Source organism: Rubripirellula obstinata (assembly GCF_001642955.1).
Lineage (GTDB): Bacteria > Planctomycetota > Planctomycetia > Pirellulales > Pirellulaceae > Rubripirellula > Rubripirellula obstinata.
Map to the genome: position 1 here is coordinate 25,658 of NZ_LWSK01000003.1, position 26,664 is coordinate 52,321.

Genomic DNA, 26,664 nt, shown 5'->3' on the forward strand with positions numbered 1-26,664 from the left:
CAACCAGGAAGACGAGTATTGTTTTCATGACATGACCTACTCTTTTGGTTTGCGGCCTAGCGCTGCGTCCTGTTCATCTGCCACGTAGTAAGGGTTGTCTTTGATCGCTTGCAGTGTTTCAGCCGATATCTTTGCTGCCTTGATCCTTGATTGCGGCGTATCGTCCCAAAATTCTTTCGCGACACGATTGATGTTCGCGATCGCAGACTTCACCTCGGGGTCATCGACTTGTTCGGGGCGTGCTGCTCCGGCTTGCTCGCGAAGGTCCGCAAGTTGTTTCTTTAGCAACACCAATTCGGCTGCGTAGGATGGGTCGTCGATCACGTTGTTCATCTCTTGCGGGTCTTTTTCCAGATCGTACAGTTCCCAGCCCGGCGGGGTGGCGATCTCGCCGAACGGATTCTGCCGCGCGTCATAGGGGATCGGAGTGCCGGTGAAAAACAGCAACTTGAATCGCTTGGTGCGGATGCCCAGGTGCGCGGGAACTTCGTGGTGGATCATGTGCATCCAGTACTGATAGTACGCAGCCTCTTTCCAGTTCGCAGGTTCGTCGCCAGTCGTTATCAGCGACGCAAAACTCTTTCCCTGCATCACGTCGGGTGCTTTTCCGCCGGCAAAGTCGATCAGAGTCGGCGCGAAGTCGATGTTTTCAATGATCGAATCGTTCACGCTGCCGGCCGAAACAGACTTGGGGTAGCGCACGATCAGCGGCATCTTCAGTGACTCCTCGTAGCCCCAGCGTTTGTCCATGTAGTCGTGTTCACCAAGCCAAAATCCTTGATCGCCCGTGTAGACGATCAACGTGTTGTCCAACTGGTCGGTGTCTTCAAGATGCTTGATCACGCGAGCGAGGTTGTCGTCGACACCTTTGACGCAGCGCAGGTAGCGTTTGAGATAGTATTGATAGCCACGGCTGGTCGCTTCGTTTGCCGAAAATTTGTCGTCGAATCCGCCGTAGCGAAAGTAGTTTCGGCGGAGGTTGCGACCGCTGACCGAAGTGCCGATGTACGGGGTCAATTCGTCGTTGGCACCGCGAGTGGCGATGGAACCATGATTGCCCGGACTATACATGCTGGCCGGTTCAGGAATAAACGTGTCGGCCAAGTAGGATTCATAGCGAGGCGCGTAGTCAAACATGTCATGCGGCGCTTTGTAGTGCAGCATCAGAAAAAACGGTTTCTGGTCGTCCCGCTCCGCTAACCATTTTAATGTCGAGTCGGTGATCACGTCGCTGGAGTGACCTTGGGTAAGCATCGGTTTCTGTTGGCCTCGTACTCGGAATCGCGGGTCAAAGTACTCGCCTTGTCCGATCAAAACTTGGTAGTGGTCAAATGCTTCGGGACGATCGTGCAAATGCCACTTTCCGATGATCGCGGTTTGGTAACCGGCATCGTTCATCGCGTGGGCAAGGTATTGACGCTCCGCCGGCACGCCACCCATCAACGTGTGACATCCGACCATGTGCGGGTACTGCCCCGTGATGATGCTGGCCCGACTGGGAACACAGATCGAATTGGTGCAGACGACGTTGTTGAATCGCATCCCTTCGGCAGCCAACCGGTCGATGGTGGGCGTGGGATTCAGCGCTGCCAGCCGACTGCCGTAGGCACCGATGGCTTGCGAAGTGTGATCGTCCGACATCACGAACAAGACGTTCGGCCGGGCGGAGTTTGTCGATTCGTCACCGGCGAAGGCTGTCGAGCAAAGTGCGAGTGCGGCGATCAGGAAGCAGTTGAGTTGTATCATGGATTTTGTTCATGGGTGTTGTTGGATGAACGGTTGTTGACGTTTTCGACGAACCCGACTGCGTCCAGGTCATAGTCAGCATAGGTACGAAACTCGCCTCGGTTCCAAAGAACAATGCGATTGTCTCCGTCACGGACAATGACCGGGCGAATGTTGCAAACCGGCGAATTCTGCGTGACGGCTTCCCAAACAATCGAATGGATATCGTCGGTCACACCTACTTTGGCACGGTAGATTTCATGCTTCCCGCCAATCTCTTTCGCCGTTTTCGGGTCGACGTCGGTTGAGATGAAAACGACGCTCGGATCGCTCGGGTCCAGTGTGATCAGCCCCGTGTAGCTGGACTCGTTCGTGTAAAGGCAATTTCCGGCGTAGGCAACTTCACGGTCGTGCCACTTTTCGCCGTCCCATGACGCAATGCGATAACGATGATCTTCGTTGCTGATGTACAAGGTGTAGCCAATGTGAGGATGCCCCTTGCCGTCGACCGTGATCGAACTGGTCCAGGCCGCATTCGCAGCACTCTTTCCAGGCCCGCCGCGACTGATTCCGCTACCTTGATAGACTCGTTCCGCTTCACGAGGGGAAAGTGGTCCATCGGTCGCTAGATTCTTAATCACAGTCCCGTCCGCTTTGTAAAAGTTGCCCTCTCGAAACTCGAAATAGTAGATGCTATTGCCATACACTCGTGGATGCGCGTCGGTAACACTCACATAGATCGAGTCTTTTCCATTGCCGGAATACCTTGCGTAGGGACGATTCCGCTGACCACCTTCATTCTTAAAAAAGTGGACTGGTTCGCTCCAAGTCTTGCCGTGGTCGGTGGAAGTCACGAAGGTCGGATTGAAATTAATGCCCCGGTAAAAATTGTAGAGCCTCTTCTCGTCGTCAAGCTCGTAGAGATTCATGTACGTGACACGATCCTTGGGATTCGGGGACGTCCGCTGATGCTTGACTTCATCGCTCCATTTCAGCGGGTCAGACGGATCGGAAATGCGTGAGTAGTGAAACTTGTCGCGATTGTGCTTCGCATAAGTCGCCAACACACTGCCGTCGGGCCGAACATGAAACACCGGCGAATTGTGATCGTCTCTAGAAAAATTATCTTGCATCGTTACCGTGCCGATCGACTGCTTCTGCACTAGATCGTAAACACCAACCGTCGCCGGTCCGGAGCCGTTTCCTGCGACTGAGCCAATGAACAACTTGCCGTTTTGGGCAATGACCCGCGGATCTTGAAACCAACACCAACCGGTGTTTCGCGCAAAGACCGTGAACTTGTGGTCGTCCTTTGGGGTAGTCGTCTTCACCGACTCAGTCGTGCCCCCAACCTGTTCGGCGTGGACTTCGAGGCAAAACATGCAGCAAAGTAAAAGCGGGATGGTGGCGACGTAGATCAAGCGATTCATTGTGATGATTGCCAATCGTGGTGGGTTGTTCTTTTATCCTCAGTACTTTTGGCGAGGGCCGTGCGATACCTCCGCTGCCAGGCGCTTCCACTGCCAGACGCTTCCGTTGCCTGGCGCTTCCACTGCCAGGCCACGCACAGACTTGGAAAGAAAACGCCTGAAAGGTCCTTGCAACAGGAACCGCCGACTGTAGGATGTTAACAATCAACAGTGGGCTGTACAAGGATCGGGCCGCGATTTGCGGCATTTTAGCGTACGCCAAACGTTCTATTTGGCCCATCAAGCGAACTGCGGCACCACAGGCGTCACCCAACCGCTCTGACAGATCGCGAAAATGTAAAGGTCGCATTCTCGGCAGACTGCCCGCAATTTGCACCGCCTTCGTTCAGAACAACGATTGCCTCCGCCGGATTTCAATCTCTCCATGAATGTTCTCGAAGTCGCACTGTTCATTTTCGCAGTCGTAGGCGTGATCGCCTTGGGAATCTGGAAAAGCAAGGGGGATGATGGCGACGATTCCAACGATGCCTCGGACTACTTTCTCGCCGGTCGCGGCCTGACTTGGTGGTTGGTGGGTTTCTCGTTGATCGCGGCCAACATTTCGACAGAGCAGTTTGTCGGCATGTCGGGCGCTTCGGCTAACTGGTTGGGAATGGCTATCGCGTCCTATGAATGGATGGCCGCCGTCACGCTGATCTTCGTCGCGTTTTGGTTCCTGCCCAGGTTTCTGAAAGCCGGGCTATACACAATTCCCGAGTTCCTTGAGTATCGCTTTGACGGCGTCGCTCGATTGGCAATGGCGATTCCCGCCATCGTGACCTTGGTGTTTGTTACGACGTCTTCGGTCATCTTCTCCGGTGCCAAATTTGTTTCAGAGTATTACAACACCGTTCCGGTGCTGAATAACCTGACCGCGATGTGTTGGTTGATCGCAACCTTTGCCGCTGTCTACGTTTTCATCGGCGGACTGAAAGCATGTGCCTGGACGGACCTGATCTGGGGCGCTGCTTTGATTGTTGGCGGAGCGATCGTGATGTACCTGGCCTTTGATCGTTTGGCCGAAGCCCCTGCCTCTGAACTCTTTGAAACCAAAGTTGCTAATTCCGATGCGACGCTGGAACAAATTGAGGCCGCCGGCGCTTGGGAACGATTCATGCTACTCAATGATGGAGTCAACGGCGAAGCCGAGGCACGCAACGGGCCCAACGGTTCGGGTGGTAAGGTTCACATGGTGCGTCCCAAGGAAGATTCAGACATCCCCTGGACAGCGCTTCTGATTGGCCTTTGGATTCCCAACTTTTTCTACTGGGGTTTGAATCAGTACATTGTTCAGCGGACGCTCGGATCAAAGTCGCTTGCTGAAGGTCAAAAGGGAATCGTTTTCGCTGCGTTCTTGAAGCTGTTGATCCCGTTCCTTGTTGTGATTCCAGGCATCCTGGCCTTCAATCTGTATAGCGCTGACCTACTGAACGCGACGACTGGCCAATACGACTATGACCGTGCGTTTCCGGTGTTGGTCCGAAACCTGATCAAACCGATGCCGTTGATTTCCTGGTTTGTCCTGGCGGCTCTGTGTGGTGCGGTGATCAGTTCCCTTGCATCGATGTTGAACTCAGCGTCAACGATCGCCACGATGGATTTATATGCGAAATTTACTGGCGAAAGGGACCAGAAAAAGCTGGTCAAGGTGGGGCGTTTCTTTGTCGTGCTATTCGTCATTCTGGCGGGAATCGTGGCTCCCAGGTTGGACAATTTTGAGAGCATCTTTGCCTACATCCAAGAGTTCCAGGGTTTCATTTCGTCTGGGTTCGTGGCCGTCTTTATTTTCGGTTTCTTCTCACCAAGAACCCCACGCTACTTTGGAGCGGTGGGAATCGGATTGAACGTGGTTGCCTATGGAGCTTTCAAATGGTTCCTCGGTCCGATCATGGTGGAAAACGGATGGTGGTACGCCGATAAAATGGCCTTCCTAGATCGAATGGCAATCTGCTTTTTCATCGTCATGCTGGCAGGAATAATCCTGACACTCGTCAAGCCAATGAAGACACCTGTCGTGCTGCCAGTCAACGAGAACATTGAACTAGAAACCTCTCAGGGTGCCAAAGTTGTGGGTGTCGTTGTTGTGATTGCAACGATCACCCTCTATGCCATCTTTTGGTAGCCAACACTGTCTCTCAGAAAACCAAATCATCCATTCGACAAACCTCCAATCTGCTAGGAAACCATGTTTAAGTCCTCTCCCTTTGCTGCGGTCGCGATCGCATTACTGGTTCTTTGTCACTGCAATGAATGCGCTGCCCAGCCCGAACCGCCCACCGGAAAAAACTGGCAACTGGTACCGGAGTTGTCCGACGAGTTTGACGGCGACAGTCTCGATACAAAAAAGTGGTCGGCTGATCCCGAAGGACATCCGGCTTTGGACTGGATCGGACGACCACCGGGTTTGTTTTTGGAGCGAGCCGTTCGACTGCGCGACGGGATGATGGAAATTTTGGTTGGCAAACTGCCCAAGCCAGTCGTATCGAACAAGTATAAGGAACCAGCGACCTATCTGTACCACGGCGGCATCGTGCGTGCCGTGGTACCAACATCGGTGGGGCACTACTACGAGTGCCGAATGAAAATGAACAAGACGGAAATGGGCGGCGGATTTTGGATCATGTCGCGGGGCACGCCAGGAAAAAAGCACGAAATTGACATTACCGAGTCGGTCGGGCACCTCTCCGAAAAATCCCAGGCATGGGCGAAACACTGGGACGCGATCATGCACTCCAATGCGATCCGCAGAACAACCCCTCTGAACCCGGAGGCTGAACAACATCAGAACGCTAAGCATCTAGAGGAAAAAAATTCGGATCGCTTTTTTCGCTATGCGTGCTGGTGGGAAAGTCCCAAAGAGTTGAAATTCTATCTGGACGGGGAATACGTCTATTCGATTGAACCGCCGGTCGATTTCGATCAGGAAATGTTCCTACAGCTTTCAATCGAGTGCTACGACTGGAACCCCATTCCTGACGACGGCGGCCTGGTCGTCAGTGCCACGGTGCAAGACCGAACCACATTGATTGACTATGTGCGAACCTACAAACTGGTCGACGCCAATCAATGAGTTCGACCATAGTCGCCCGACCGCTCCGCCAGTCGGTGACGTTCGATCGATAAGTGGCGGTTTTCGTAGTGGACGAGGTTACGAGTCCTTCACGCTGGGACTCGTAACCTCGTCCACTACGCCAATCATTGATCGAACATTGCTAGTCAAGCTGGGCAGCAAAGAATCGCAAGGTGTCTTCGACGTGGGTCGCCCAATAAGGCCACTCATGGCAGCCCGGATGCTCTTGGAAATCATGGGCAATGCCTTGATTCACCAGCGCATTGTGGAGGGAGCGGTTGTACTCGATTAGCTCATCCTGATCGCCGCAATCAAATCGAAACGGTGGCAACCGGTCGGCATTGCGGAGCATGACTTGCAGGACCGAACGTGCTGATCCCGGATCGCCATAGTGTGAAAGATCCTCTTCCACAAACAGCTTCATCTGATCGAAGTCGGTGATCGAAGAGTGTCCTGCAAAGGCGGCATAGTGCTGCGGGTAGGCCGCACCCAGACGCAGCGCACCGTAACCGCCCATCGATAGCCCCGCGATGAATTGTGGCGAAGCCGACGTCACCGGCAGTCCCGCTTCGATGACCGCGGCGGGAACGTCATCGACAATCCATTTCTCAAAATTTCGATCGTTGTGTGGCAGGTAAGCTGTGCCATCGAACATCAGCCCGTCGGAGGGCATCGCAATGATCATCGGCGGGATCTCACCCGAGTTGATCATTCGCTGAGCGGTCCGGTGAACGCCCGCTTTCTGCGACCACACCCAATGACTGCCGTAAACCCCATGCAGCAACGTGACCAGCGGCAGCGGTGTGTTGTTGTTCGCCGCCTGGTCCGGCACAAACACGGTTAGGTCGCCACGTCCGATCAGGTTCGGTGTCTTCACCGTGATGTAGCGCAGGTTGTCCGATTCGTATTCGGCAGCGGAAACTTCAATCGTGCGAAATGGTGGCATGATTGCTTAGATTCTAGAAATGGTCGGTAGGTAGTGGATCTTGTTAAAGATCCTGCCGCATTGGGATCTTTAACAAGATCCACTACGGTTTTGCATTGGGATCTTTAACAAGATCCACTACGGTTTTGTTCAATCAAACAGTATGACGCCTTTGGCGATTCGACCTTCGTGCATGTCGTCGAATGCTTGCTCCAAATCTTCCAGCGCATAGGTCCGACTGATCATTTCATCGAGCAGCAGGTCGCCTTTGGCATACAGGTCCAGCAGGATCGGAAGATCAATGTTCGGCCTGCAACCGCCGTAAAGCGGATTGATATAAACCTTATCCCATTCAAAGAGATTCATGTCGAAGTTTATTTCCTGTTCGATTCCGGACGCCTGTACTGCCACCCCGCCCGATCGAATCATTGCCAGAGGCGCTGCGCCGAGCGAGGGAACCGCTGTTGCTTCGACCGCCACATCCGCACCGATTCCGCCGCATAGCGTTTCTACCTGCTTCGCTGCCCGCAGCAGACCGACATCGTTTCGATCCGCCTGAATCGTGTGAGTGGCCCCGAACTGTTTGGCGAGTTCCAGCCGCGTCTGACTGAGATCAATCGCGATCACCATTTTGGCTCCGGCAATGCGGCATCCTTGAATAGCGTTCAGGCCGACTCCGCCACAACCGATCACGACGGTCGTATCACCCGCCTTGACCTTGCCTGAATTGACGGCCGATCCGTAACCCGTCATCACGCCGCAACCGATGATGCAGGCCGAAGACCAAGGTATCTCAACATGAATGGGAATGATTGCCTGTTCCCGAACGACAGCCAGTCGGGTCATGGTTCCCAGCGCGAACGAACGCTCGATCGGGCGGCCATGGTGCTGTGTCGATTCAGGATCAGCGTGACCGCGGGCGGGAGCGGGAGCTGTCACCGTGTTGTTGACTTGGCATAGGTTTTGGTGGCCGCGAACACACATCGGGCAGGTCATGCAGGGAATCGCCCAGTTCAACAAGACGCGGTCACCGACCTGGCAAGTCGTGACTCCTTGACCCACAGCCGAAACCACACCGGCTCCCTCATGTCCCATCACCACGGGTCGATCCCAGGTCATGGAATCATAATCGGTGTGGCAGATTCCCGAGGCCTTGATATCGACCGCCACCTCTCCGGGACCAGGGACACCGACTTCGATGATTTCGATCGAATAGCCTCCCTTGGAATCGCTGACGGCTGCTTTGGTAGATTGCATGCTGAGTGCTTATTTCTTTGAAACTTCTCGGTGATCGTCATTTCGTAGGCCGTGTGGAGCTTTGCGACACACGGCAAATACGCACTGCCGTGTGTCGCGGAGCTCCACACGGCCTACTTTCAGGAAACGAATTTTATGCGTGCCGACTTATAGCCGACCTGCCGGGAATACGAGGACTCTTCTTCGATTTCTGGTACGGCTTCGATGAATTCGATCTTGTCCAGTTGGTCGCAGACTTCATGAAGCAGTGACCGAACAATCAGCCGTGCTTGATGCTGGCCCAGACAGTTGTGCGCGCCGAACCCGAACCCGACATGGGGGTTGGGAGCGCGATCAAGTACGACTTCGTCTGGGTTATCGAAAATGGTCTCGTCGCGATTGGCCGACGGCCAGCAGAGACCGATTCGCTCGCCGGCTTCGACCTGATGTCCCAGCACTTCGGTGGCGTGGGGACAGGTCCGTGAGATGATCGTCACCGGGCTGACGTAGCGAACGAACTCTTCGGTCGCCGTCGTGATGTGCATCTCGTCTTCACGCAAAAACTCAATCGCTTCGGGGTGTTCGGCCAGATAGACCAGAATACTGCTGATCGTATTGATCACCGTATCGCGTCCACCGGCAAACGCCATGTTGGCATAGCCGTGCTTTTCTTCCATCGTCAGCTTGCGGTCGCGGAAGTCGATGCGATTGAGAATGCTGAAGAAATCGTCGCCATCGGAGCCTTGCATCTCCTCGTACTTACTGAAGATGTACTTATCAACTTCGGAACCCTTTGACCCAAGCTGGGCATCGCGAAAGATATGCACGCCCCACCCGATCCAGATCTCAGCTTCGCTTTGCGGCAGCCCCAGCAATTGGGCCAGACCACGCGATTGCAGCGGCACGGCAAACTCCCGCACCACTTCGACCTCACCGTTTGCCGCAGCATTCTTAACCATGCCAGCCACCAGTTTTCGCATCTCGGCCTGATACTCTGGCTGTTGCGGCTTGCGGTAAATCGGTTCAACGAGCGCTCGATAATCCGTATGTTCGGGCGGATCGGTTTCGATCGGCAGTTGACGCACGTTGCGAACATGGGCCTCGGAATGCAGCACGATCATCATCGGATTGTCGTTGCTGAAAGTTTTGGTGTCCTTGCACGTTTTGCGAATGTCCTGCAAACGCAACACCAGCGGAACCTCTTTTCCCTCGGCCGTCGCAGTCTTCACTCCGCTCTGCTGGCGGTCTTCACGAAACGGATCGATATGCTCAGGCATTGCTTTCCTCTTTGGCAGATTGAAGAAGTTCTTTGGGCGTGATGTTGGTGTCAGTGATCAATTCAAGCCGGGGACACATTCCGGTCGGGATCAGTTTGCCCGCAACCGCATAGGCACGGGCATCGTTGATCGCATCGACCGCAAGAAGACGGCCTTGTTTCAGGTACCACGCCGAAAACGATTCACCAAGTTTGGCGGAACCGCGAATCAAACATTGATCGAAGCCAGTCGATACACCGGCAATTTGAAGCTTGACGTCGTACTGGTCCGACCAGAACCACGGCATCGTGTTCTGTTTGACCGGTTTTCCTAAGATCGAGGCAGCGACGGTCTTGGCTTGGTCGAGTGCGTTTTGTACGGATTCGATTCGCAGTTGTGCCGAGTAGATCGGGTGAAACTGATTGCAGCAGTCACCCATCGCGTAAATATCCGGATCACTGGTCTGGTTGTACTCGTTCACACGGACGCCGTTGTCCACGTCCAGTCCAGCCTGCCGGGCCAACTGATCGTTCGGTGCGGCCCCCGCGCCGACGACCACAAAATCTGCGGTGAAGTCCGAGCCGTTTTCGGTCCGTACAACCAGTCGCCCCTCGACTTCATCGACCGCCGTCACGTTCACACTCGTGTGCAGTTCCACCCCATGATGACGATGCATCGCCTCGAAAAACCGAGAAACGTCAAGCGATGTGACGCGTGACAGGACGCGTTCCATTCGCTCGAGCACGGCGACGCGAACGCCAAGTTTGCGCAGCGAGGCGGCGAATTCAAGTCCGATAAAACCGGCTCCAATCACGACCACGCAACGATCACTGCGAATCCGATCGCGAATGACATCGGCCTGAGCAGCGGTTTGCAGAGTCAGCACATCCGGGTGGTCGATGCCTGGGATGGGCGGACGACGATGCGTCGATCCGGTTGCCAGTGCCAAGACGTCATAGGGGATCGTTTCGCCGCCCAGACAAACCTGCTTCGCCTGGCGGTCAATCGATTCGACGCGTTTGCCCAACCGCATCTCGATTGAATTCTCACGATAAAAATTCTCCGGCCGAATGAACTGCAAAGGCTCGGGGGCTGCCGGGTTGAGATAAGTTTTCGACAGCGGCGGACGATGATAGGGCGCGTGCGGTTCATCGCCGATCACTGTGATTTCGACAGGGATCTTTCCGGACCGTCCTGCATGCGTTAGCGAGACACACAACTGGGCCGCCGAATGCCCAGATCCCACGATGACGCATTTTTTCTGCTCAGCGTTCTGTTCAGCATTCTGCTCAGCGATTGTTGTTTCAGCGCTCATTGGTTCAGCGCTCATTGACCAACGACGCGAACAACAAGCCCATCGAGTTCAGGCGTCAATTTCACCTGGCACCCAAGCCGACTGTTATCGGTCGCATTGTCTTCCAGCTCTAGCATGCCTTGCTCGATGTCCGTCGCCGGCCCAACCTTGTCGATCCATTGGGGATCGATATGGACGTGACAGGTCGCACAAGAAGCCACACCGCCGCAGTCACCTAGGATTCCCTCGACTTGATTCGTAACGGCAGCCTGCATCAGGTTAGGCTCATCGCTGTTGACAACAACCTCGTCGCCAGAAGGAGTAACGTAAGTGACTTTGGGCATGGATGGTCTTTTCAAAAGAGGTAACGATCGCATTTGTTCAGTCGTGTCATCGTAGAAGCGCCATGCCAGTGGTTCTACGCCTGTCGTCACCTGAACGCATACTATCTTCACGTCTTACTTTGAGCGGTAGCTTCGCGGTGCGACTTTGTAGCGTGCCAAGAAGAGACGATTGAAGTTGGCGAGGTTATTGAATCCGCAGTTAAAAGCGATCTCGGATACAGCTCGCTCGCTTTCCAGCAGTTCGCGTGCGGCTCGACTGAGACGCAATTCAATCACGTACTGCTGAAAGGTCTTGCCCAGTCGTTGGCGAAAGTAGCGGCTAAGTGATTGAGGGTGGAGGCCGGCAACTTGGGACGCATCAGCCAAGCTGATGGTTTCCTGCCAGTGGGCATCGATGTAGGTCAGAACCTGCTGAAGTCGTTCGTCCTGTTCGATGTTTTTCGGTGCCATAAAATCATGGCTTGCCATCTGCCGTCGCTGCTGGTCGCGACCGAGAATATCCATCAGTTCAAGCAGCAGACTGAGACGCAGCAGGCCGGTTGGGGCTTTGAATAAACGTGTCATGACGCGGCAGCCTGCTTTGCGTGCCGCTTCTGAAAAACGCAACCCGCGCGCCGAATCCTGAATCAATTGCCCAATGGACCTGCATTCAGGAAGGTCAAAGAACCCTTCGCCCAGGGCATCCCGATGGAATTGCACCACGCGCGAATGGGCGTTGCCGCTCTTCCAATTCTTGTAACGATGCGGCAGGCCCGGCCCAAACATAGTCAGATCGCCGGCAGCATACGTTTCGAAGCAATCACCGATCAGCACTTCTCCGCTGCTGGCCAGGATCTGCGTGATTTCAATTTCCGGATGACAATGGTGCGGGAAGTCGAAGTCAGTATCTTTCCACTCCAGGCAGCGGAACGATGCCTGTTCATCAGCGACGACTTTTTCGTAGACCATTTTCATGGTGGTATCTATCAAACTGAAGTACTGAGCATGCCGTCAATGAGGTGAAGATAGTATAGCTTTCGGTGAGCGAAAGCGTAGTTGATTATTGGCAGTAAAGTAGATTGATTGGTTCGTCTTCACCCCCTGAACTGGACACTCAATGTCGAAACGATTCTTTCTCGTCGCTGCGTCGCTCTTCCTTCTGTTTTCCGGCCTGCATGCGATCGGTTCACCCAGAGAAACGGATGACTTCAATTTCGGCTGGCAGTTTCACTTGGGAGAAATCAAGGACGCCAACGCTGCCGCGAATGACTCCGATATTGATTGGCAAGCGATCAGGCTGCCTCATGACTGGAGCATCATCGAGTCCTACCAACAAGAAAACACTGGCGCGAGTACGGGTTTCTTGCCTGGTGGGATCGGCTGGTATCAAAAGAGTTTTTTGCTGCCCGAATCGGATCGTGGAAAAACGATTTGGGTAGAGTTCGATGGTGTGTATTGCAAGTCAGAGGTGTGGATCAACGGCCAGCGTTTGGGTTTTCGACCCAGCGGCTACAGCAGCTTTTCTTATGACCTGACTGAGTTTCTGAACTTCGGCCAGAAAGCGAATGTCATGACCGTCAAGGTCGATCACTCGGCCTATCTGGATTCCCGCTGGTATACCGGATCGGGGATCTACAGGAACGTCCGGCTGGTGAAAACATCCCCCGTCCATATTCCGCAGTGGGGCGTGCAAGTCACGACTCCAAACGTGGACGCCGTTTCCGCCGACGTTCAAGTACGGGCAAGCGTCGTCGGCCCTGACGGCGACAACGCTGAGCTACAGATCAGCATCATTGACTCTGACGGAACGGTCGTCGCGACGAAGGTGGCCAACGAATCTGACGGACAATTCGAGAGCACCATCGCCGTGTCGATGCCCGACCTTTGGAGCGTCGATACGCCCAATCTGTACATCGCTCGGACCACCGTCAAACTCAATGGATCGGTGGTCGATGAAACGGAAACCAAGTTTGGCATTCGCTCGTTCAACTTTGATGCGAACAAAGGTTTTTCCCTCAACGGCGAATCGATGAAAATCAAAGGTGTCAACTTGCACCATGACGCCGGTGCGGTCGGCGCGGCCGTACCCAAAGCGATTTGGGAAGACCGTGTTAGGAAGCTCAAGTCCATCGGGGGCAATGCGATCCGCATGTCTCACAATCCGCACTCCGTCGAATTGATGGACGTCTGCGATGAAATGGGCATGCTGGTCATCGATGAATTTTTTGACGAGTGGCACATCCCCAAAGACAAAAGCATCGTCTACGTGGGCGACAACAAAGCGAAGGGTCTGGATATCGCGCGGGGATACAGCGAGTATTTCGATGAGTGGGCTCAGCGCGATCTGAAAGATCTGATCCGACGAGACTTTAATCATCCGTCGGTCATCATCTGGAGCATCGGCAACGAGATTGAATGGACATTCCCGAAGTATTCGCAGGCTTTCAAAATCCTAAACCCCGATGCCGTCGCGCACGAAACGCCGCCTGTCTTTGATCCTGAAAAGGTGAAACCAGTGATCGATCAATTGACCGGTGGCAACGATCCACTGGCGAGTACCGCGATGCAGCTATCCGCTTGGGTCAAAGAAATGGATACCTCGCGACCGGTCACTTGTGGCAGCGTTCGACCGGCGATCGCAGCGGCCAGCGGCTATGCGGACGCCGTTGATATCCTTGGGTTCAATTACCGAGCCGAATGCTACGATATTGCTCATCAAACCTATCCCGACCTAAAGATCATCGGGTCTGAAAACTGGGGCGCGTATTCAGAATGGAAGAGTGTCAAGGATCGCGACTTCGTCAGCGGAATGTTTGCCTGGACCGGGTTCGCTTACCTCGGCGAAGCAGGGCCGTGGCCACGAAAGGGACTCAATCTGGCGTTCTTTGACTTCGCCGGTTCCAAGACGCCGCGAGGACACTTTTTTGAATGCTTGTGGAAAGACGAGCCGAAGGTCTACATGGTCACGACTCCGGCAGCCGAATCCGAGTACTCTTACTCCGATTCGACGGGTTGGTCGTTCGAGATGCAGATGCTGCCGCCGCCACTTTGGGGTGACCTTCGCAGATGGGAATGGTATCGCGTCAACGAACATTGGGCCTATGAAGACGGTGAAGACATCGTCGTTCAGGTCTACACCAACTGTGATCAAGCCGAGCTTTTCCTCGACGGCAACAGCCTTGGTAGGCAAGCGTTGGCGGATTTTCCTGATGACCATGTCATCAAGTGGCTGGTTCCGTACGACCGCGGAAAGCTCGTCGTCAAAGGCTTCAACGATGGAAAAGCCGTCGAAGAGTTCTCCCTTGAAACGCCGGGGACACCCGCAAGGATCGAATTGGCTTGCGACAATGAAATCCTGATCGCGGATCGATACGATGTCGTGCGCGTCACGGTCCAACTACAAGACAAGCTGGGACGCCCCATCACCAACTTGGAAACTCCGGTCACGTTTCAATTGTCGGGGCCTGCCGAATTATTGGCGGTCGACAACGGATCTGAAAACAACATCCAGTCTCATTATCAGAGCACCGTTGGGACGAACAACGGGCGAGCGAGCGCGTTGATTCGAGCGGGCGACGAAGTGGGAACATGCAAGTTGACGGTGTCCGCAGGAAGCAATCTCAGCAATACGCTGAAATTGAAAATCGTGTCACCGTAGTGGCAACCCCATCACTTCACCCTCAACTCGATTTCGTTGCTTTGCATTTCGCCTGCGCGAGCACGAATCGTGGCGGTTCCGGGCTTCTGGTTCGACTGGACGATCAGCAAACAACGTCCCTGATGCGTTTGCACCCGATCGGATTGGTATTGAACGACGGTTGTTCCTGATCCGTTATCAACGCCGAGTGACCGTACTGCACCGTCCACTTCAAAGACTACTTCGGATTCAATGGACCGGACGGCAATGCCGTTCTCATCGACCACCTGGGCTACGACGTGAGCGACATCGTTGCCATCCGCTTCAAGCGAGGATCTATCGATCGTTAGCTTGATCGAACGAGGTGTCCCAGCGGTTTGCAGTTGATCGCTCGCCGAAGATGTACGAGCAACCAAGTCGCCCGACTCAAAAGGCACCGCCCACTTGAAGATGCGATCGGGGAAATCAGACAGGCTCTTGACCCCCAGCGATCGATTGTTCAACAACAGCTCGACACGATCGCTATTGGCGTAGACTTCTGCCACGATCGTTTGACCCGTTTCATAATTCCAGTGACGATTGACCTTGTGCCAATTCCATGTTCGCCTGGTCCAGGCGTCGGCTGGCTCCGTCGCAACGATCCCGGTTTCCTTGTCGATCTTATAGTCCGAATCATCCAAGGCTTGCGTCGCTAGGTAAACGTGCGGCTGATCGCTCCACAGTGTTTTCATTAAGTGATAAGACGGCTTCTCGAATCCGGCGGTATCGATCAGACCGCTGAGCACGCCTTTCCGCGGCCATGCACCATTGGCCTCGCCCATGTAATCGGCTCCCGTCCAAAGAAACACGCCCGAGATGAAAGGACGTTCTAGCACTGCTTTCCACTCATGCCATTGACCAAGGTTTTCGGTTCCCATGACGATCTTCTCTGGATAGTTTCGACGAGCGAAATCGTAGACGACTCGTCGATAGCTGTAGCCGACGACGTCCAACGCGTCGGTGTAACCCGAGGCATGGCTGACTGATGGCAAAATGCAATTGGCGGTCACCGGACGCGTCGTGTCCATCTGCTTGGTCCAGCGCGACAGCTTCATCGCAGTATCGGCAAGAACGTACTTCCCCGGCTCGGTGGAATCGAGCCGCTTGCGAACTTCGTCGGGGGAAAGATGCGGAGGCGTCCAGAAGTAGTTTCCCTTCGCGTCAGCATCGAAGTAACCCGATGCTTCTCGATAGCGGGGATACGTCCATTCGATCTCGTTCCCAATACTCCACTGGAAAATGCAGGGATGATTGCGATCGCGAAGCATGGTCGCCTTCAAATCACTCTCAGCCCAGTCTTGAAAAAACTCAGCGTGACCGCGCGTGATCCGATCATCATGATTCTCCATCATGTTCAGTCGCTTGTCTTTTGGATTGTCCCATTCGTCATAGAACTCTTCCTGAACCAGCAAACCCATCTCGTCGCAAAGATCAAGGAACTCCGATGATGCTGGATTGTGAGCCGTTCGAATCGCGTTGCAGCCAGCGGCGATTAGCTTTGCAAAACGTCTCTTCCAAACTCCCTTGGGCACCGCCGCGCCGACCAAGCCTGCTGCATGATGAAGGCACACGCCTTTGATCAGCGTCGGTTTGCCATTGATCGAAAAACCGGTGTCACGATCGAATCGAATGGTTCGGATTCCAAACCGCGTCCGATAGGAATCAATGACGCTTCCTTCGTTGACGATCGAGATTTCGGCAACGTAAAGATTCGGGTCGCTGATGTCCCAAAGTTTGGGCGAATCAACCGAAAGTATCTGCTCGGCGGTCCGGGTGGTCTGGGCAGGAATCGTCTCGTCGCTACTTTGTTGGGCAACGACGTTTTGCTGATCGTCAAAAATTTTGGTAACGACTTGAATCGACTTTGGCTTAGCAAACGCATTCTTGACGTCGATGTCGATCTCAATCGTTGCACTTTCCTGTGACACGGTTGGAGTTCGAATGAACGTTCCCCAAACCGGGACATGCAACTTGTTGGTCGTGACAAGATCGACGTTTCGATAGATTCCGGATCCGGTGTACCAGCGACTGTCTGCATACCGCGAGTGGTCGACTTTCACCGCCACCACGTTGTCCTCGCCCGAAGCGTTCAAATACGGCGTGATGTCAAAGTTGAATGGAGAATAGCCAAACGGATGAAACCCAAGTTTTTCACCATTGATCCAAACTTCGGCACGATTGTAAACGCCATCAAAACACAAGTAGACGAGCTGGTCCTCGCCAACATCGACCTTGAAATGCTTGCGATACCATCCCACACCGCCGGGCAGATACCCTCCGCAACCTTCCAAATCCTTACTGAACGGCGATTCCACGCTCCAGTCGTGCGGCAACCGCAATACACGCCAATCAGAATCATCGTACTGAAGCGTCTGCGCTGGATCATCTAGTAATGGATCGTCTTGTAACGAGAACTTCCAACCCGAATTGAAATCACTCACTCGGGTGCCGTCATCACCATCACAAGAAACGCAGACGAAGCCAACGACGATCGAAGCCAACCATCGAACAAGACCGTCAGCAAAGCGGTTGATGGAATTTGAAAGAGTTGTTTTGGTTGACATCAGATCCAGCCTTGTTTTGGCATCGGAGAAACCCTTGTTTGGCTTCGTAGAAAGATTGAGGAACAGCGCGTCATGTTGAAGTGCGACTACTCTTCAGACGACGCTACTTACTTGCTTCACCCGGCGCGGTGTGACTTTTTTTAGTCTTGGACGTAAAGCGGCGAATGTACTGGTAGTGCCACGAGTGATATTTGTGGGTCAGTCCCCATCGCAGAATTTCAGTTGGCTCCTTTTCCGTATCAGCAGCACGGTTCAGGCCGATCGCGTGCGGAGCGTCTTTGATGACCGACATGATCTCAAAGTTGATGCCATCAGGAGCCCACTGGATCGTGTTTTTCTCGGGACCATCGGTCGTGATCAGTGAAGCGATTCCGCCGTTGTAGGGCCACACGCAAACCTCGTGACCACTGTTGCTGACCGGGTTGTAGGGGCTCTTGATGTAAGGCCCTTTTGGATTGTCGGCGACCGCAACCCCGTGGCGAATTTGACGACCACCAAACGTGATCGCTTCTCCCATCTGTTCGCCCTTGTAGTAAAGATAGAACTTTCCCTTGAACGGCAAGATGCAAGGGTCGTGGACCTTGTGACTATCGAAGTCGCCCTTCTTGATGACCTTGAAGCGGTTGTCTTCATCGCCTTCCCAGACGCCGTTGGCGGCGGGACTGAGGATCGGTTCTTTGCTTTTGGTCCAAGGGCCGTTGGGGGAATCGGACCATGCAAGTCCAACTTGGTTTTTGACGCGAACGTTGTAGGGCGACTTCACTGTTTGGTAACACAGGTAGTACATTCCATCGTGCTTCATGATCTCGCAAGTGAACACCGACCGATCGTCGTACGCGCCCGGTTCGCCACGTGGGACCGCGAGACCTTGTTCGTCCCAAGTGATGCCATCGTCGCTGGTGGCGTACCAAAGATCGCATCGATCCCACGGGAACACTTTGTCTTTGTCGTGATCGCCACCGAATCCTTGAGTCGGCCCGACACCGCGGGAGTACCAAACGTAGTACTTGCCATCCTCTTTGATCATGGCACTGGGATCGCGGCGGATGATGCCTTCTTCATAGGCGAGGTCACCCTTCAAGTCCTGGGTCTCAAATTCAACGTACCAATCATTGCCAATGTCGGGCCACTGCAGAGCACGCTTGGATGCTGCGCTGAGTTTGTCCGGGTTGGTAATGCCGAGAAAGTCGACTTGTTCTGGCGTCGGCAGGGTCGCAACCTGTCCCCAAGCGGTTGAGTAAAGAAAGAGGGTAACGGCAATCGTTGGCAGTCGCATTTGATCTCTCGGATTGCTGAGTGCATGGGGTGCATGAGGGGTATCCCGGCTAGATGAACCACCAAAAAGCCGTCTGGTCATATGTTGATTGTTAACAAGATAGCAGCTACAATCGTAGAATCAACTGCTCTGAGCAGCGAAACCAACACCACCGAAATCCGTCAAAGCGACCTGCTGACGACGGGATTGAACCAGATCAGCACGCCCTTAGAGGACTGAATATGCCCATTTCACCGAAGACTGTTCGAGAACAGGTGACGAATCAAATCCGAGATGATTTGGTGTCTGGACGCTTCGAAGCGGGTTCGATGCTCCGTGAAATTGAACTGGCCAGCCGCTTGGGGGTCAGCCGCGGACCCGTTCGCGATGCCTTTATTCATCTTTCTCAGGAAGGCTATCTGGCGTACTACGCCAACCGTGGGGTGATGGTGCGGCACCCGCCTAATCCTGATGAGCGAACCTTTATTACGTCGATCCGCCAACAGATCGAAACACATGTGGTGGAAAACGGGATCCAAGACCTCACGGATGAATCGTTTCAGAAGGTCGAAGCGGCGCTGGAGCGATTAAAAGAAGCGTGTGACGTTGGCAAGGCGACCGGAATTGCTCTGCGCGACATTGAGTTTCATGAGTCGATCATGAGGGCTTGCGGTGGAGAAGACCTGGTGGGTGCTTGGCGACAACTTTGCTCGCGAATGTTGCTTTCGTATTCGCGGCATGACAATTATCAGCAAACGTATCAAGAACACCTTGAGATCTTCACTTCATTGTCCGCCCGAAGTGTGAAGCGAACGGTCAAGGCGCTCAAAGCAAACATCAAGTAGCAAGCAGGCATCTTCGATCGCGCTGCCTCATTTTTAATCAACCGGTTCTCTTTCACGCGAAAGATTCGTCTCTATGTTTATCGGTATCTTGGCGGCTCTTATTGCGGGGACCATGCTGGGTCTCTACGCGCTTCCTGGGAAATTTACCAGCGACTTTGAGGAAGAAAACAAGTGGAGTTTGTTTTTCATTTTGACGATGTTTGCGGTTCCCTTGATTGCAACGTTCGGTTTGATGAAAGGCGTCGGGGCAATCTATTCTGAGATTGATTCAAGCATCCTGATCACCATGATCGTGTCCAGCTTCCTGTGGGGTGTGGGTGTGATGATGTGGGGTAAGGCCATTGATCACATTGGTATGTCGCTCGGATTTTCTCTGTTCATTGGGACCGTGATTTTAGTTGGCAGCGTGTTGCCGCTGGGGATCGCCATTTCCAAAGGCCAACCACTGCCGTCGACGCCAACACTGATCGCCATCCTAATCGGGATCGCGATTGTGTTGATGGGAGTGCTGTCCAATGGAAAAGCTGGGTTGAAACGCGAAGCAGATGAAATGGCGCTAAAGGCTGGTGAAGCGAAGGCTGGTGAAGCGAGGGCTGGCGAAGGATCAGCGGGTGAAGGATCAGCGGGCGACAGCGAAACAGCCAAGCCCAAGTCGTATGCGATTGGAATTCTGATCGCTGTCACGGGTGGTTTGTTGGCGACGGGATTCAATGTCGCGTTTACCTACGGTGCAGGGCCGCTGGCAGACGCAGTCAAAGCGAACGGCAATCCAGGCTGGATGACCGCGATGGCCGTGATGTTGCCCGTCTTTCTAAGCGGCGGCGTCGCGATGACCGTCTATTTCCTGATTCAATTGTCCAAAAAGAAGGCTTGGGGAAAATTCAAAACTCCTGCGTTCGGGAAGAACTTTGTTTTGATCTTCATCATGGCAGTGTTTCACTATGCCGCTTCGGCGATGTATGCCTTTGCCGCTGATAGCCTGGGTGCAAACGGTCCAGTGGTGGTCTACGCCATCTTCAATACAACCTGTCTGGTCGTCGCGGTTGTTAGCGGCATCTTGACGGGTGAATGGACCAAGGCATCACCGCAGGCGAAGCGATGGCTTTACACGGGGCTGACCTGCATGGTTGTCGGCGTGCTGGTGTTGGCCTACGGCCAGACGCTCGATCAACCGACCGCCGTCGAAACCACAGTTGAAACCGCAGCCAATTCTTTCATGAACTTGCACCAAGTGGGAGCTTAATTCGGTGAACCTATCCAAAGATCCCTTTGGCGAAGTCGATGGTGAGGCAGTGGACCTGTTCACCTTGCAAAACGACAATGGCGTCACCATCAAGGTGACCACCTACGGCGGCACGGTGACGTCGATGGTGGTGCCGGACCGGGACGGAAATCGCAGCGACATCGTCTGTGGGTTTGACACCCTGGATGGCTACTTTGCTGACGAGTACAAAAAGAATTCGCCCTATTTCGGATGTCTGGTTGGACGCTACGCGGCGCGAATCAAAGATGGCAAGTTCACCGTCGATGGCACCGATCATCAAGTCGCCACCAACGATGGTCCCAATCACTTGCATGGCGGGGTGAAGGGGTTTGATAAGCGAGTTTGGCAGGTTGTCAAAACAGCACAGGACAATGATTCCGTTTCACTAACTTTGTCATTGGATAGCCCCGATGGTGAGGAGTCATTTCCAGGGAACTTAAAGGTTGTCGTCGAGTACCGCTTGACCAACGACAACGAAATTCAAATCAAGTACCAAGCCGAAACTGACAAAACGACGCCTGTTTCCTTGACCAATCACACCTATTTCAACCTGAACGGGTTCGCAGACAAAGTCCTCGATCACGTTTTGCAGTTAAGCAGTGATCGCATCCTGGTGCCCGACGAAACCAATGTTCCGGTAGGCGAGGAAGCACCGGTTGCCGGCACTGCCGCCGACTTTAACCAGCCCAAGCGGATTGGCGATGCCTTTGACGAATTGCCGCTCGGGTTCGAGCACTTTTATGCGCTCAACAAACCCGACGGATCGCTTCAAAAGGTGGCCGAGGTGAACGAGCCCACGACCGGTCGCAGATTGGAAGTTTTTTCAACCGAACCAGGGACTTTGTTCTACACCGGCAGGTATACCTCCGACAATTTGAAGCGTGAAAGTGGCGATCAATTTGGTCAGTTCCGTGCCTTCTGCGTCGAGACATCCAAGTATCCCAATGGCCCCAACATTGACGGAGCGCCCAAGAGCGTTCTGAAACCAGGTGAGAAGTACGACGAAATGACGGTCTACAAACTCAGTTGGACCTAGGAACTTCTGTAGTGGACGCGGCCACGAGTCCCTCCACTTTCCCAACCGCTAGGACTCGTGGCCTCGTCCACTACTATTATTCCCCCCAAGTAACAAAACATGAAATCAGCGCAGTACAAGGGTGATCGAACGATTGCCGTCAGCAGCAGCGAAGCGATCAAACCGGGCCCCGGCGAGGCTCGTCTTGAAGTGGCTTACTGCGGTATCTGCGGAACCGACATTCACATCTTTCACGGCGCGATGGACCAACGCGTTCAGATGCCACAGATCATCGGCCACGAAGCGTCGGCGGTTGTCGCCGAAATCGGCGAAGGCGTCACAACGGTTGCGGTCGGCGATCGAGTCGCGGTCCGTCCGCTGCATTTCGGTGCTCCGTCAACCTTTGACAACGGATTCGCTCACGTTGGCAAAAACCTAAAGTTCATCGGGATCGACATGCCTGGCGGAATGCAATCGTCTTGGACGGTGCCCGCCTACACGCTGCACCATTTACCTGAGTCAATGGACTTAACCCACGGTGCGATGATCGAACCCGCTGCGGTGGCGTGCCACGATGTCCGATTGGGCGAAGTCAAGCCAGGCGAAACCTGCGTGGTCATTGGCGGCGGCCCGATCGGACTGTTGATTGCACTGGTCGCATTGCACAAGGGTGCCACCGTCATCATGTCGGAAGTCAATCAAACTCGATTGGACCTAGCCGATTCGTTAGGGATCAAGGTTGTCAATCCGATCAAGCAGAATCTGCCCGCAGCGGTCAGCGAAATGACCGACGGAAAAATGGCCGATTGCGTGTTCGAGGTCTCTGGTTCGGCACCCGGCGTCGAGGTGATGACCGAATTGCCCAACGTTCGCGGTCGTATCGTGATGGTCGCGATTCACCCGGAACCCAAACCCGTCAATCTGTTCAAGTTTTTCTGGTCCGAAATCAAGATGATCGGTGCTCGACTTTACGAAGAAGAGGACTTTGATGAAGCGATCGCATTGGCCGCAAGTGGCAAGTTGCATTTGGACAAACTGATCACCAAGGTCAGCCCCATTGATCAAGTCCAAGCGACCTTCGACGGGATCGACGCTAATCCCGATGGCATCAAGTATTTGATTCAGTGCAGCTAAACACTTTCCTCAACTCATTGAACGCATGACAACTCTTTCATCATTTGATCTCTCCGGTAAAACCGCTTTGGTCACCGGTTGTAAACGCGGCATTGGCAAAGGCATGGCACTTGGCCTTGCGGAAGCCGGTGCCAACATCATCGGCGTCTCTGCATCGCTGGAAACCAGCGGCAGTGATGTCGAAAAAGAAGTCACAGCACTGGGGCGATCCTTCCAAGGTTATCAATGCGATTTTTCGGATCGTGCGGCGGTTTATGAATTCATCAAACAAGCCAAAGCGGATCACCCGACGATCGACATTTTGGTCAACAACGCTGGCACGATCCTTCGCAAACCAGCCGCGGAACATCCTGACGATTACTGGGACAAGGTGATGGAAGTCAACTTGAACGCCCAGTTCGTGCTGGCACGTGAATTTGGCAAAGACATGGTTGCCAAGGGAAGTGGCAAGATCATTTTCACTGCGTCCTTGCTGACCTTCCAGGGTGGCATCACGGTGCCCGGTTATGCAGCCAGCAAAGGCGGGATTGGTCAACTGACGATGGCGCTGGCCAACGAATGGGCCGGCAAAGGAGTGAACGTCAACGCGATCGCGCCCGGTTACATCGCAACGGACAACACCGAAGCACTGCGTGAGGATCCCGTCCGCAGCGAACAGATTCTCGGCCGTATTCCAGCCGGGCGCTGGGGCAATGCTGATGACTTCAAAGGTCCGATCGTGTTCCTTGCCTCCGACGCGGCGCAGTATGTCCACGGGACCACGTTGCTGGTCGATGGCGGCTGGATGGGCCGTTAGTACTTTGTCAAGAATCAGAACGAGGGTTGGCGGTAGTGGATCTTGTTAAAGATCCCAATGCGAATGGATCTTTAACAAGATCCACTACCCAAAAACGTAATCTTGACAAAGCACTCGATATTTTCAATCAATTTTCAATCACCTACTTTTTTACTTGCTGAAGCGATCGTTTCCCCATGACATTGTCCATGACAGAATCCCGCCGTGGTGTTGAGCATTATCGAATGCTGATCCACGGTGAATTCAAAGATTCGGTATCCGGCCAAACGGTGGACGTGGCTAGCCCCACCACCGAAGAGGTGCTCTTTGCGGTGCCCGACGGAAGCAAAGAGGATGCCGTGATCGCGTTGGAATCCGCTCAGTCGGCGGCAAAATCCTGGGCAGCGACGCCTGCGGTGCAGCGTGGTGAAATTCTGGCGAAGTTTGCTGATTTGATTCGTACCAACCGTCAGCGGCTGGCAAAGATCTTGGTCAACGAGATGGGAAAAACCTACTCGCTAGCCCTGGGAGAAGTCGATGTTTCGGCGGACTTTATTAATTTCCCAGCCCAGGCGGCCAGACGTGTCGAAGGCGACATCCTTCCTTCTGATTCGCCCAACGAACACATCATGATTCACAAGGTGCCCTACGGTGTCACCGTGGGAATCGCAGCTTGGAATTTTCCGCTCGCGTTGTCGTGCCGAAAAATTGGTCCCGCACTGACGACCGGAAATGTCATGGTTATCAAACCACCCTTGGTGACGCCGGTCGCTGTTTTAGCGCTCGGCGAGCTGGCTTTGGAAGCGGGGATTCCTGCGGGTGTTTTGAATCTTGTCACTGGTGATGGTCCGACAATGGGCGAAGAATTGGTCACCAACAAGATCACTCGTTTGGTCTCCATGACTGGCTCCACACCGACCGGGCAGCACATTTTCCGAGCGGCGGCCGAGCGGTTGACTGCCGTTCGCTTGGAACTCGGCGGCAAGGCTCCGTTTATCCTTTTGGAAGATGGAGACGTTGATAAAGCGGTGGACGCAGCCGTGGTTTCGCGGCATCTCAACAGCGGTCAAGTCTGTACTTGCCCCGAGCGGTTCTACATCCACGATGCTGTCTATGAAGAGTTTGTAAAGAAGTACTGTGCAGCGGTCGGAAAACTAAAAATTGGTGATCCGATGGAAGACAGTACTGATATCGGACCGAAGGTTAACGCTCATGAAACCGATCGACTGGAACAAATCGTTCGCGATGCGGTTCAGGCGGGTGCCAAGTTGGAAGTGGGCGGGAAGCGTCCCGAGGGGGATCAGTTTAAGAAAGGCCATTGGTATGAGCCGACCGTACTGACTCACTGCAATCACGACATGGCCGTGATGCGTGACGAAGTTTTTGGCGTCGTGAGTCCGGTGATGCGAGTGAGTAGTTACGACGAAGCACTCCGACTCGCCAATGACAGCGACTATGGCCTTGCCGCTTTTATTTTTACAAGCGACATGAGAAAGATCCAACGCGCAGTTCTTGAACTCGAATTCGGAGAAATCTACGTCAATCGACCCATGGGGGAACAACGCCAAGGATTCCACAACGGGCACAAGCTCAGTGGAACCGGTGGCGAGGACGGAAAATACGGAATGGATAACTACCTCGAAAAGAAGACGATGTATGTCAACTTCGATCAATAGCGACCACGCGGCCCGCCTGCCGGCTGTCCCCATGCCAGGAAATTCTGCTGGGAATCAATATCATGAACCAGCGAAGATTGAATCAATCGTAACCCGATTGTTTTGTGTTCCCCTGCCGGAGGTTTTGTCGGATGCCAAACACGGTGACCATACTCATTTCCAGCTAGTCACCGCAACGATTACGCTGGGTGATGGCAGTGTGGGCACCGGGTACACGTACACCGGAGGCAAAGGAGGTCATGCGATCAAAGCCATGATCCAGCATGATTTGGCACCCGCGTTGATTGGCAAAGACGGTACTGCCGTTGAAAAAGTCAATGACTTCATGGAATGGCACATTCACTATGTTGGTCGTGGTGGCATTGCATCGTTTGCCATGTCGGCGATCGATATCGCTCTTTGGGATATCCGCTGCAAGCAAGCCGGTGAGCCTCTTTGGAAGATGGCAGGCGGAGCCGGAAAAGATTGCTTGGCGTACTGCGGCGGAATCGATCTGATGTTCCCATTGGACAAGTTGCTTAATCAAATCCGCGGCTATCTGGCAAAGGGAATCAATGCGGTAAAGATCAAAATTGGACGCGAAAACCTTGACGAGGATATCGAGCGTATTAAGGCGGTACGCGAATTGATCGGCCCGAATATCAAGTTCATGGTGGACGCCAACTATTCATTGACGGTCGATCAGGCAATCGAAGCGGCGACTCGGTTCAAACCGTATGACATCGCCTGGTTTGAAGAGCCCACGATTCCAGACGACTATCAAGGCTATGCAAGAATTGCCGAGGCGACCGGAATGCCGTTGGCCATGGGTGAGAATCTGCATACGATTCACGAGTTCGGCTACGCCCTGGAACAATCGAAGCTGTCGTTCATTCAGCCCGACGCATCGAATTGTGGCGGCATTACCGGATGGTTGGCTGCGGCCCAGTTGTCTCGCAAATACAACATTCCCGTTTGTTCGCATGGGATGCAAGAACTCCATGTGAGTCTAGTTTCAGCGCAATCCAACGGTGGCTGGCTGGAAGTGCATAGCTTCCCGATCGACCAATACACCACCCGGCCGTTGGTCGTCGAAAATTCCCGCGCGGTCGCACCGGATGATCCAGGGACTGGGGTCACCTTCGATTGGGCGAAACTCTTGCCCTACGAGCAGAAGTAGGCC

20 protein-coding genes are annotated in these 26,664 nt (G+C 53.9%); 10 read left to right on the forward strand and 10 right to left on the reverse strand.

Translation table 11 applies throughout. From position 1 onward, the window contains the following. Nucleotides 1–36: 36 nt before the first annotated feature. Nucleotides 37–1,746: a sulfatase family protein gene (locus RC85_RS01685; protein ID WP_084422268.1), complete on the reverse strand. Its 1,710-nt coding sequence runs from the start codon at nucleotides 1,744–1,746 to the stop codon at nucleotides 37–39. Next, complete coding sequence (locus RC85_RS01690) at nucleotides 1,743–3,155, reverse strand: BNR-4 repeat-containing protein (RefSeq protein ID WP_235033369.1); 1,413 nt, start codon at nucleotides 3,153–3,155, stop codon at nucleotides 1,743–1,745. Before RC85_RS01690 ends, RC85_RS01685 begins: the two co-directional genes overlap by 4 nt. A 424-nt stretch (nucleotides 3,156–3,579) precedes the next feature. On the opposite strand from RC85_RS01690, the gene RC85_RS01695 reads away from it, so the two are divergent. Together RC85_RS01695 and RC85_RS01700 are read left to right on the forward strand one after the other, a co-directional pair. Next, nucleotides 3,580–5,316 carry a sodium:solute symporter family transporter gene (locus RC85_RS01695; protein WP_068258148.1) on the forward strand — a complete coding sequence of 579 codons (1,737 nt, stop codon included), beginning with the start codon at nucleotides 3,580–3,582 and terminating at the stop codon, nucleotides 5,314–5,316. A 63-nt stretch (nucleotides 5,317–5,379) separates the two neighbouring features. Then, on the forward strand, nucleotides 5,380–6,264 hold the full coding sequence (locus RC85_RS01700) for a LamG domain-containing protein (RefSeq protein WP_068258149.1): 885 nt from the start codon (nucleotides 5,380–5,382) through the stop codon (nucleotides 6,262–6,264). Nucleotides 6,265–6,406: 142 nt separating this feature from the next. Here RC85_RS01700 and RC85_RS01705 read toward each other — a convergent pair whose 3' ends face one another. From RC85_RS01705 to RC85_RS01730, 6 genes are all read right to left on the reverse strand, one after another. Next, nucleotides 6,407–7,210, reverse strand: a complete 804-nt coding sequence (locus RC85_RS01705) for an alpha/beta hydrolase (protein ID WP_068258150.1) — start codon at nucleotides 7,208–7,210, stop codon at nucleotides 6,407–6,409. Nucleotides 7,211–7,339: 129 nt separating this feature from the next. After that, nucleotides 7,340–8,446 carry a Zn-dependent alcohol dehydrogenase gene (locus tag RC85_RS01710; protein ID WP_068258151.1) on the reverse strand — a complete coding sequence of 369 codons (1,107 nt, stop codon included), beginning with the start codon at nucleotides 8,444–8,446 and terminating at the stop codon, nucleotides 7,340–7,342. A 119-nt stretch (nucleotides 8,447–8,565) separates the two neighbouring features. Further along, complete coding sequence (locus tag RC85_RS01715) at nucleotides 8,566–9,702, reverse strand: cytochrome P450 (protein ID WP_068258152.1); 1,137 nt, start codon at nucleotides 9,700–9,702, stop codon at nucleotides 8,566–8,568. After that, nucleotides 9,695–10,996, reverse strand: a complete 1,302-nt coding sequence (locus RC85_RS01720) for an NAD(P)/FAD-dependent oxidoreductase (protein WP_068258227.1) — start codon at nucleotides 10,994–10,996, stop codon at nucleotides 9,695–9,697. The genes RC85_RS01715 and RC85_RS01720 overlap by 8 nt, the downstream gene beginning before the upstream one ends. Nucleotides 10,997–11,007: 11 nt before the next feature. Then, nucleotides 11,008–11,319 carry a 2Fe-2S iron-sulfur cluster-binding protein gene (locus tag RC85_RS01725; RefSeq protein ID WP_068258153.1) on the reverse strand — a complete coding sequence of 104 codons (312 nt, stop codon included), beginning with the start codon at nucleotides 11,317–11,319 and terminating at the stop codon, nucleotides 11,008–11,010. A gap of 114 nt (nucleotides 11,320–11,433) precedes the next feature. Beyond that, nucleotides 11,434–12,273 (reverse strand): helix-turn-helix domain-containing protein, encoded by an 840-nt coding sequence (locus tag RC85_RS01730; RefSeq protein WP_068258154.1) that lies wholly within the window; start codon nucleotides 12,271–12,273, stop codon nucleotides 11,434–11,436. 142 nt (nucleotides 12,274–12,415) lie between these two features. Here RC85_RS01730 and RC85_RS01735 point away from each other — a divergent pair, with 142 nt between their 5' ends. Then, complete coding sequence (locus RC85_RS01735) at nucleotides 12,416–14,956, forward strand: glycoside hydrolase family 2 TIM barrel-domain containing protein (protein ID WP_068258155.1); 2,541 nt, start codon at nucleotides 12,416–12,418, stop codon at nucleotides 14,954–14,956. A gap of 11 nt (nucleotides 14,957–14,967) precedes the next feature. Here RC85_RS01735 and RC85_RS01740 read toward each other — a convergent pair whose 3' ends face one another. Together RC85_RS01740 and RC85_RS01745 are read right to left on the reverse strand one after the other, a co-directional pair. Beyond that, nucleotides 14,968–17,538: a glycoside hydrolase family 2 TIM barrel-domain containing protein gene (locus RC85_RS01740; protein WP_084422270.1), complete on the reverse strand. Its 2,571-nt coding sequence runs from the start codon at nucleotides 17,536–17,538 to the stop codon at nucleotides 14,968–14,970. A 103-nt stretch (nucleotides 17,539–17,641) separates the two neighbouring features. Then, nucleotides 17,642–18,814 carry a glycoside hydrolase family 117 protein gene (locus tag RC85_RS01745; protein ID WP_068258156.1) on the reverse strand — a complete coding sequence of 391 codons (1,173 nt, stop codon included), beginning with the start codon at nucleotides 18,812–18,814 and terminating at the stop codon, nucleotides 17,642–17,644. A 221-nt stretch (nucleotides 18,815–19,035) separates the two neighbouring features. Here RC85_RS01745 and RC85_RS01750 point away from each other — a divergent pair, with 221 nt between their 5' ends. The 7 genes from RC85_RS01750 (at nucleotide 19,036) to RC85_RS01780 (ending at nucleotide 26,661) form a co-directional block, all read left to right on the forward strand. Next, nucleotides 19,036–19,638, forward strand: coding sequence for a GntR family transcriptional regulator (locus RC85_RS01750; protein ID WP_068258157.1), 603 nt, complete (start codon nucleotides 19,036–19,038; stop codon nucleotides 19,636–19,638). Nucleotides 19,639–19,711: 73 nt separating this feature from the next. Then, entirely contained in the window at nucleotides 19,712–20,881 is a 1,170-nt protein-coding gene (locus RC85_RS01755) for an L-rhamnose/proton symporter RhaT (RefSeq protein ID WP_068258158.1), read from the forward strand. 4 nt (nucleotides 20,882–20,885) lie between these two features. After that, nucleotides 20,886–21,938: an aldose epimerase family protein gene (locus tag RC85_RS01760; protein ID WP_068258159.1), complete on the forward strand. Its 1,053-nt coding sequence runs from the start codon at nucleotides 20,886–20,888 to the stop codon at nucleotides 21,936–21,938. Between the two features lie 99 nt (nucleotides 21,939–22,037). After that, nucleotides 22,038–23,051, forward strand: a complete 1,014-nt coding sequence (locus tag RC85_RS01765) for a zinc-dependent alcohol dehydrogenase (RefSeq protein WP_068258160.1) — start codon at nucleotides 22,038–22,040, stop codon at nucleotides 23,049–23,051. Between the two features lie 25 nt (nucleotides 23,052–23,076). After that, nucleotides 23,077–23,847 (forward strand): 2,5-didehydro-3-deoxy-L-galactonate 5-reductase, encoded by a 771-nt coding sequence (locus tag RC85_RS01770; protein WP_068258161.1) that lies wholly within the window; start codon nucleotides 23,077–23,079, stop codon nucleotides 23,845–23,847. 188 nt (nucleotides 23,848–24,035) lie between these two features. Beyond that, nucleotides 24,036–25,502: an aldehyde dehydrogenase gene (gene aldA, locus RC85_RS01775; RefSeq protein WP_068258229.1), complete on the forward strand. Its 1,467-nt coding sequence runs from the start codon at nucleotides 24,036–24,038 to the stop codon at nucleotides 25,500–25,502. Continuing rightward, a complete protein-coding gene (locus RC85_RS01780) occupies nucleotides 25,483–26,661 on the forward strand; it encodes a mandelate racemase/muconate lactonizing enzyme family protein (RefSeq protein ID WP_276526177.1) in 1,179 nt (392 codons plus the stop codon). Before aldA ends, RC85_RS01780 begins: the two co-directional genes overlap by 20 nt. The last annotated feature ends 3 nt before the right edge of the window (nucleotides 26,662–26,664 follow it).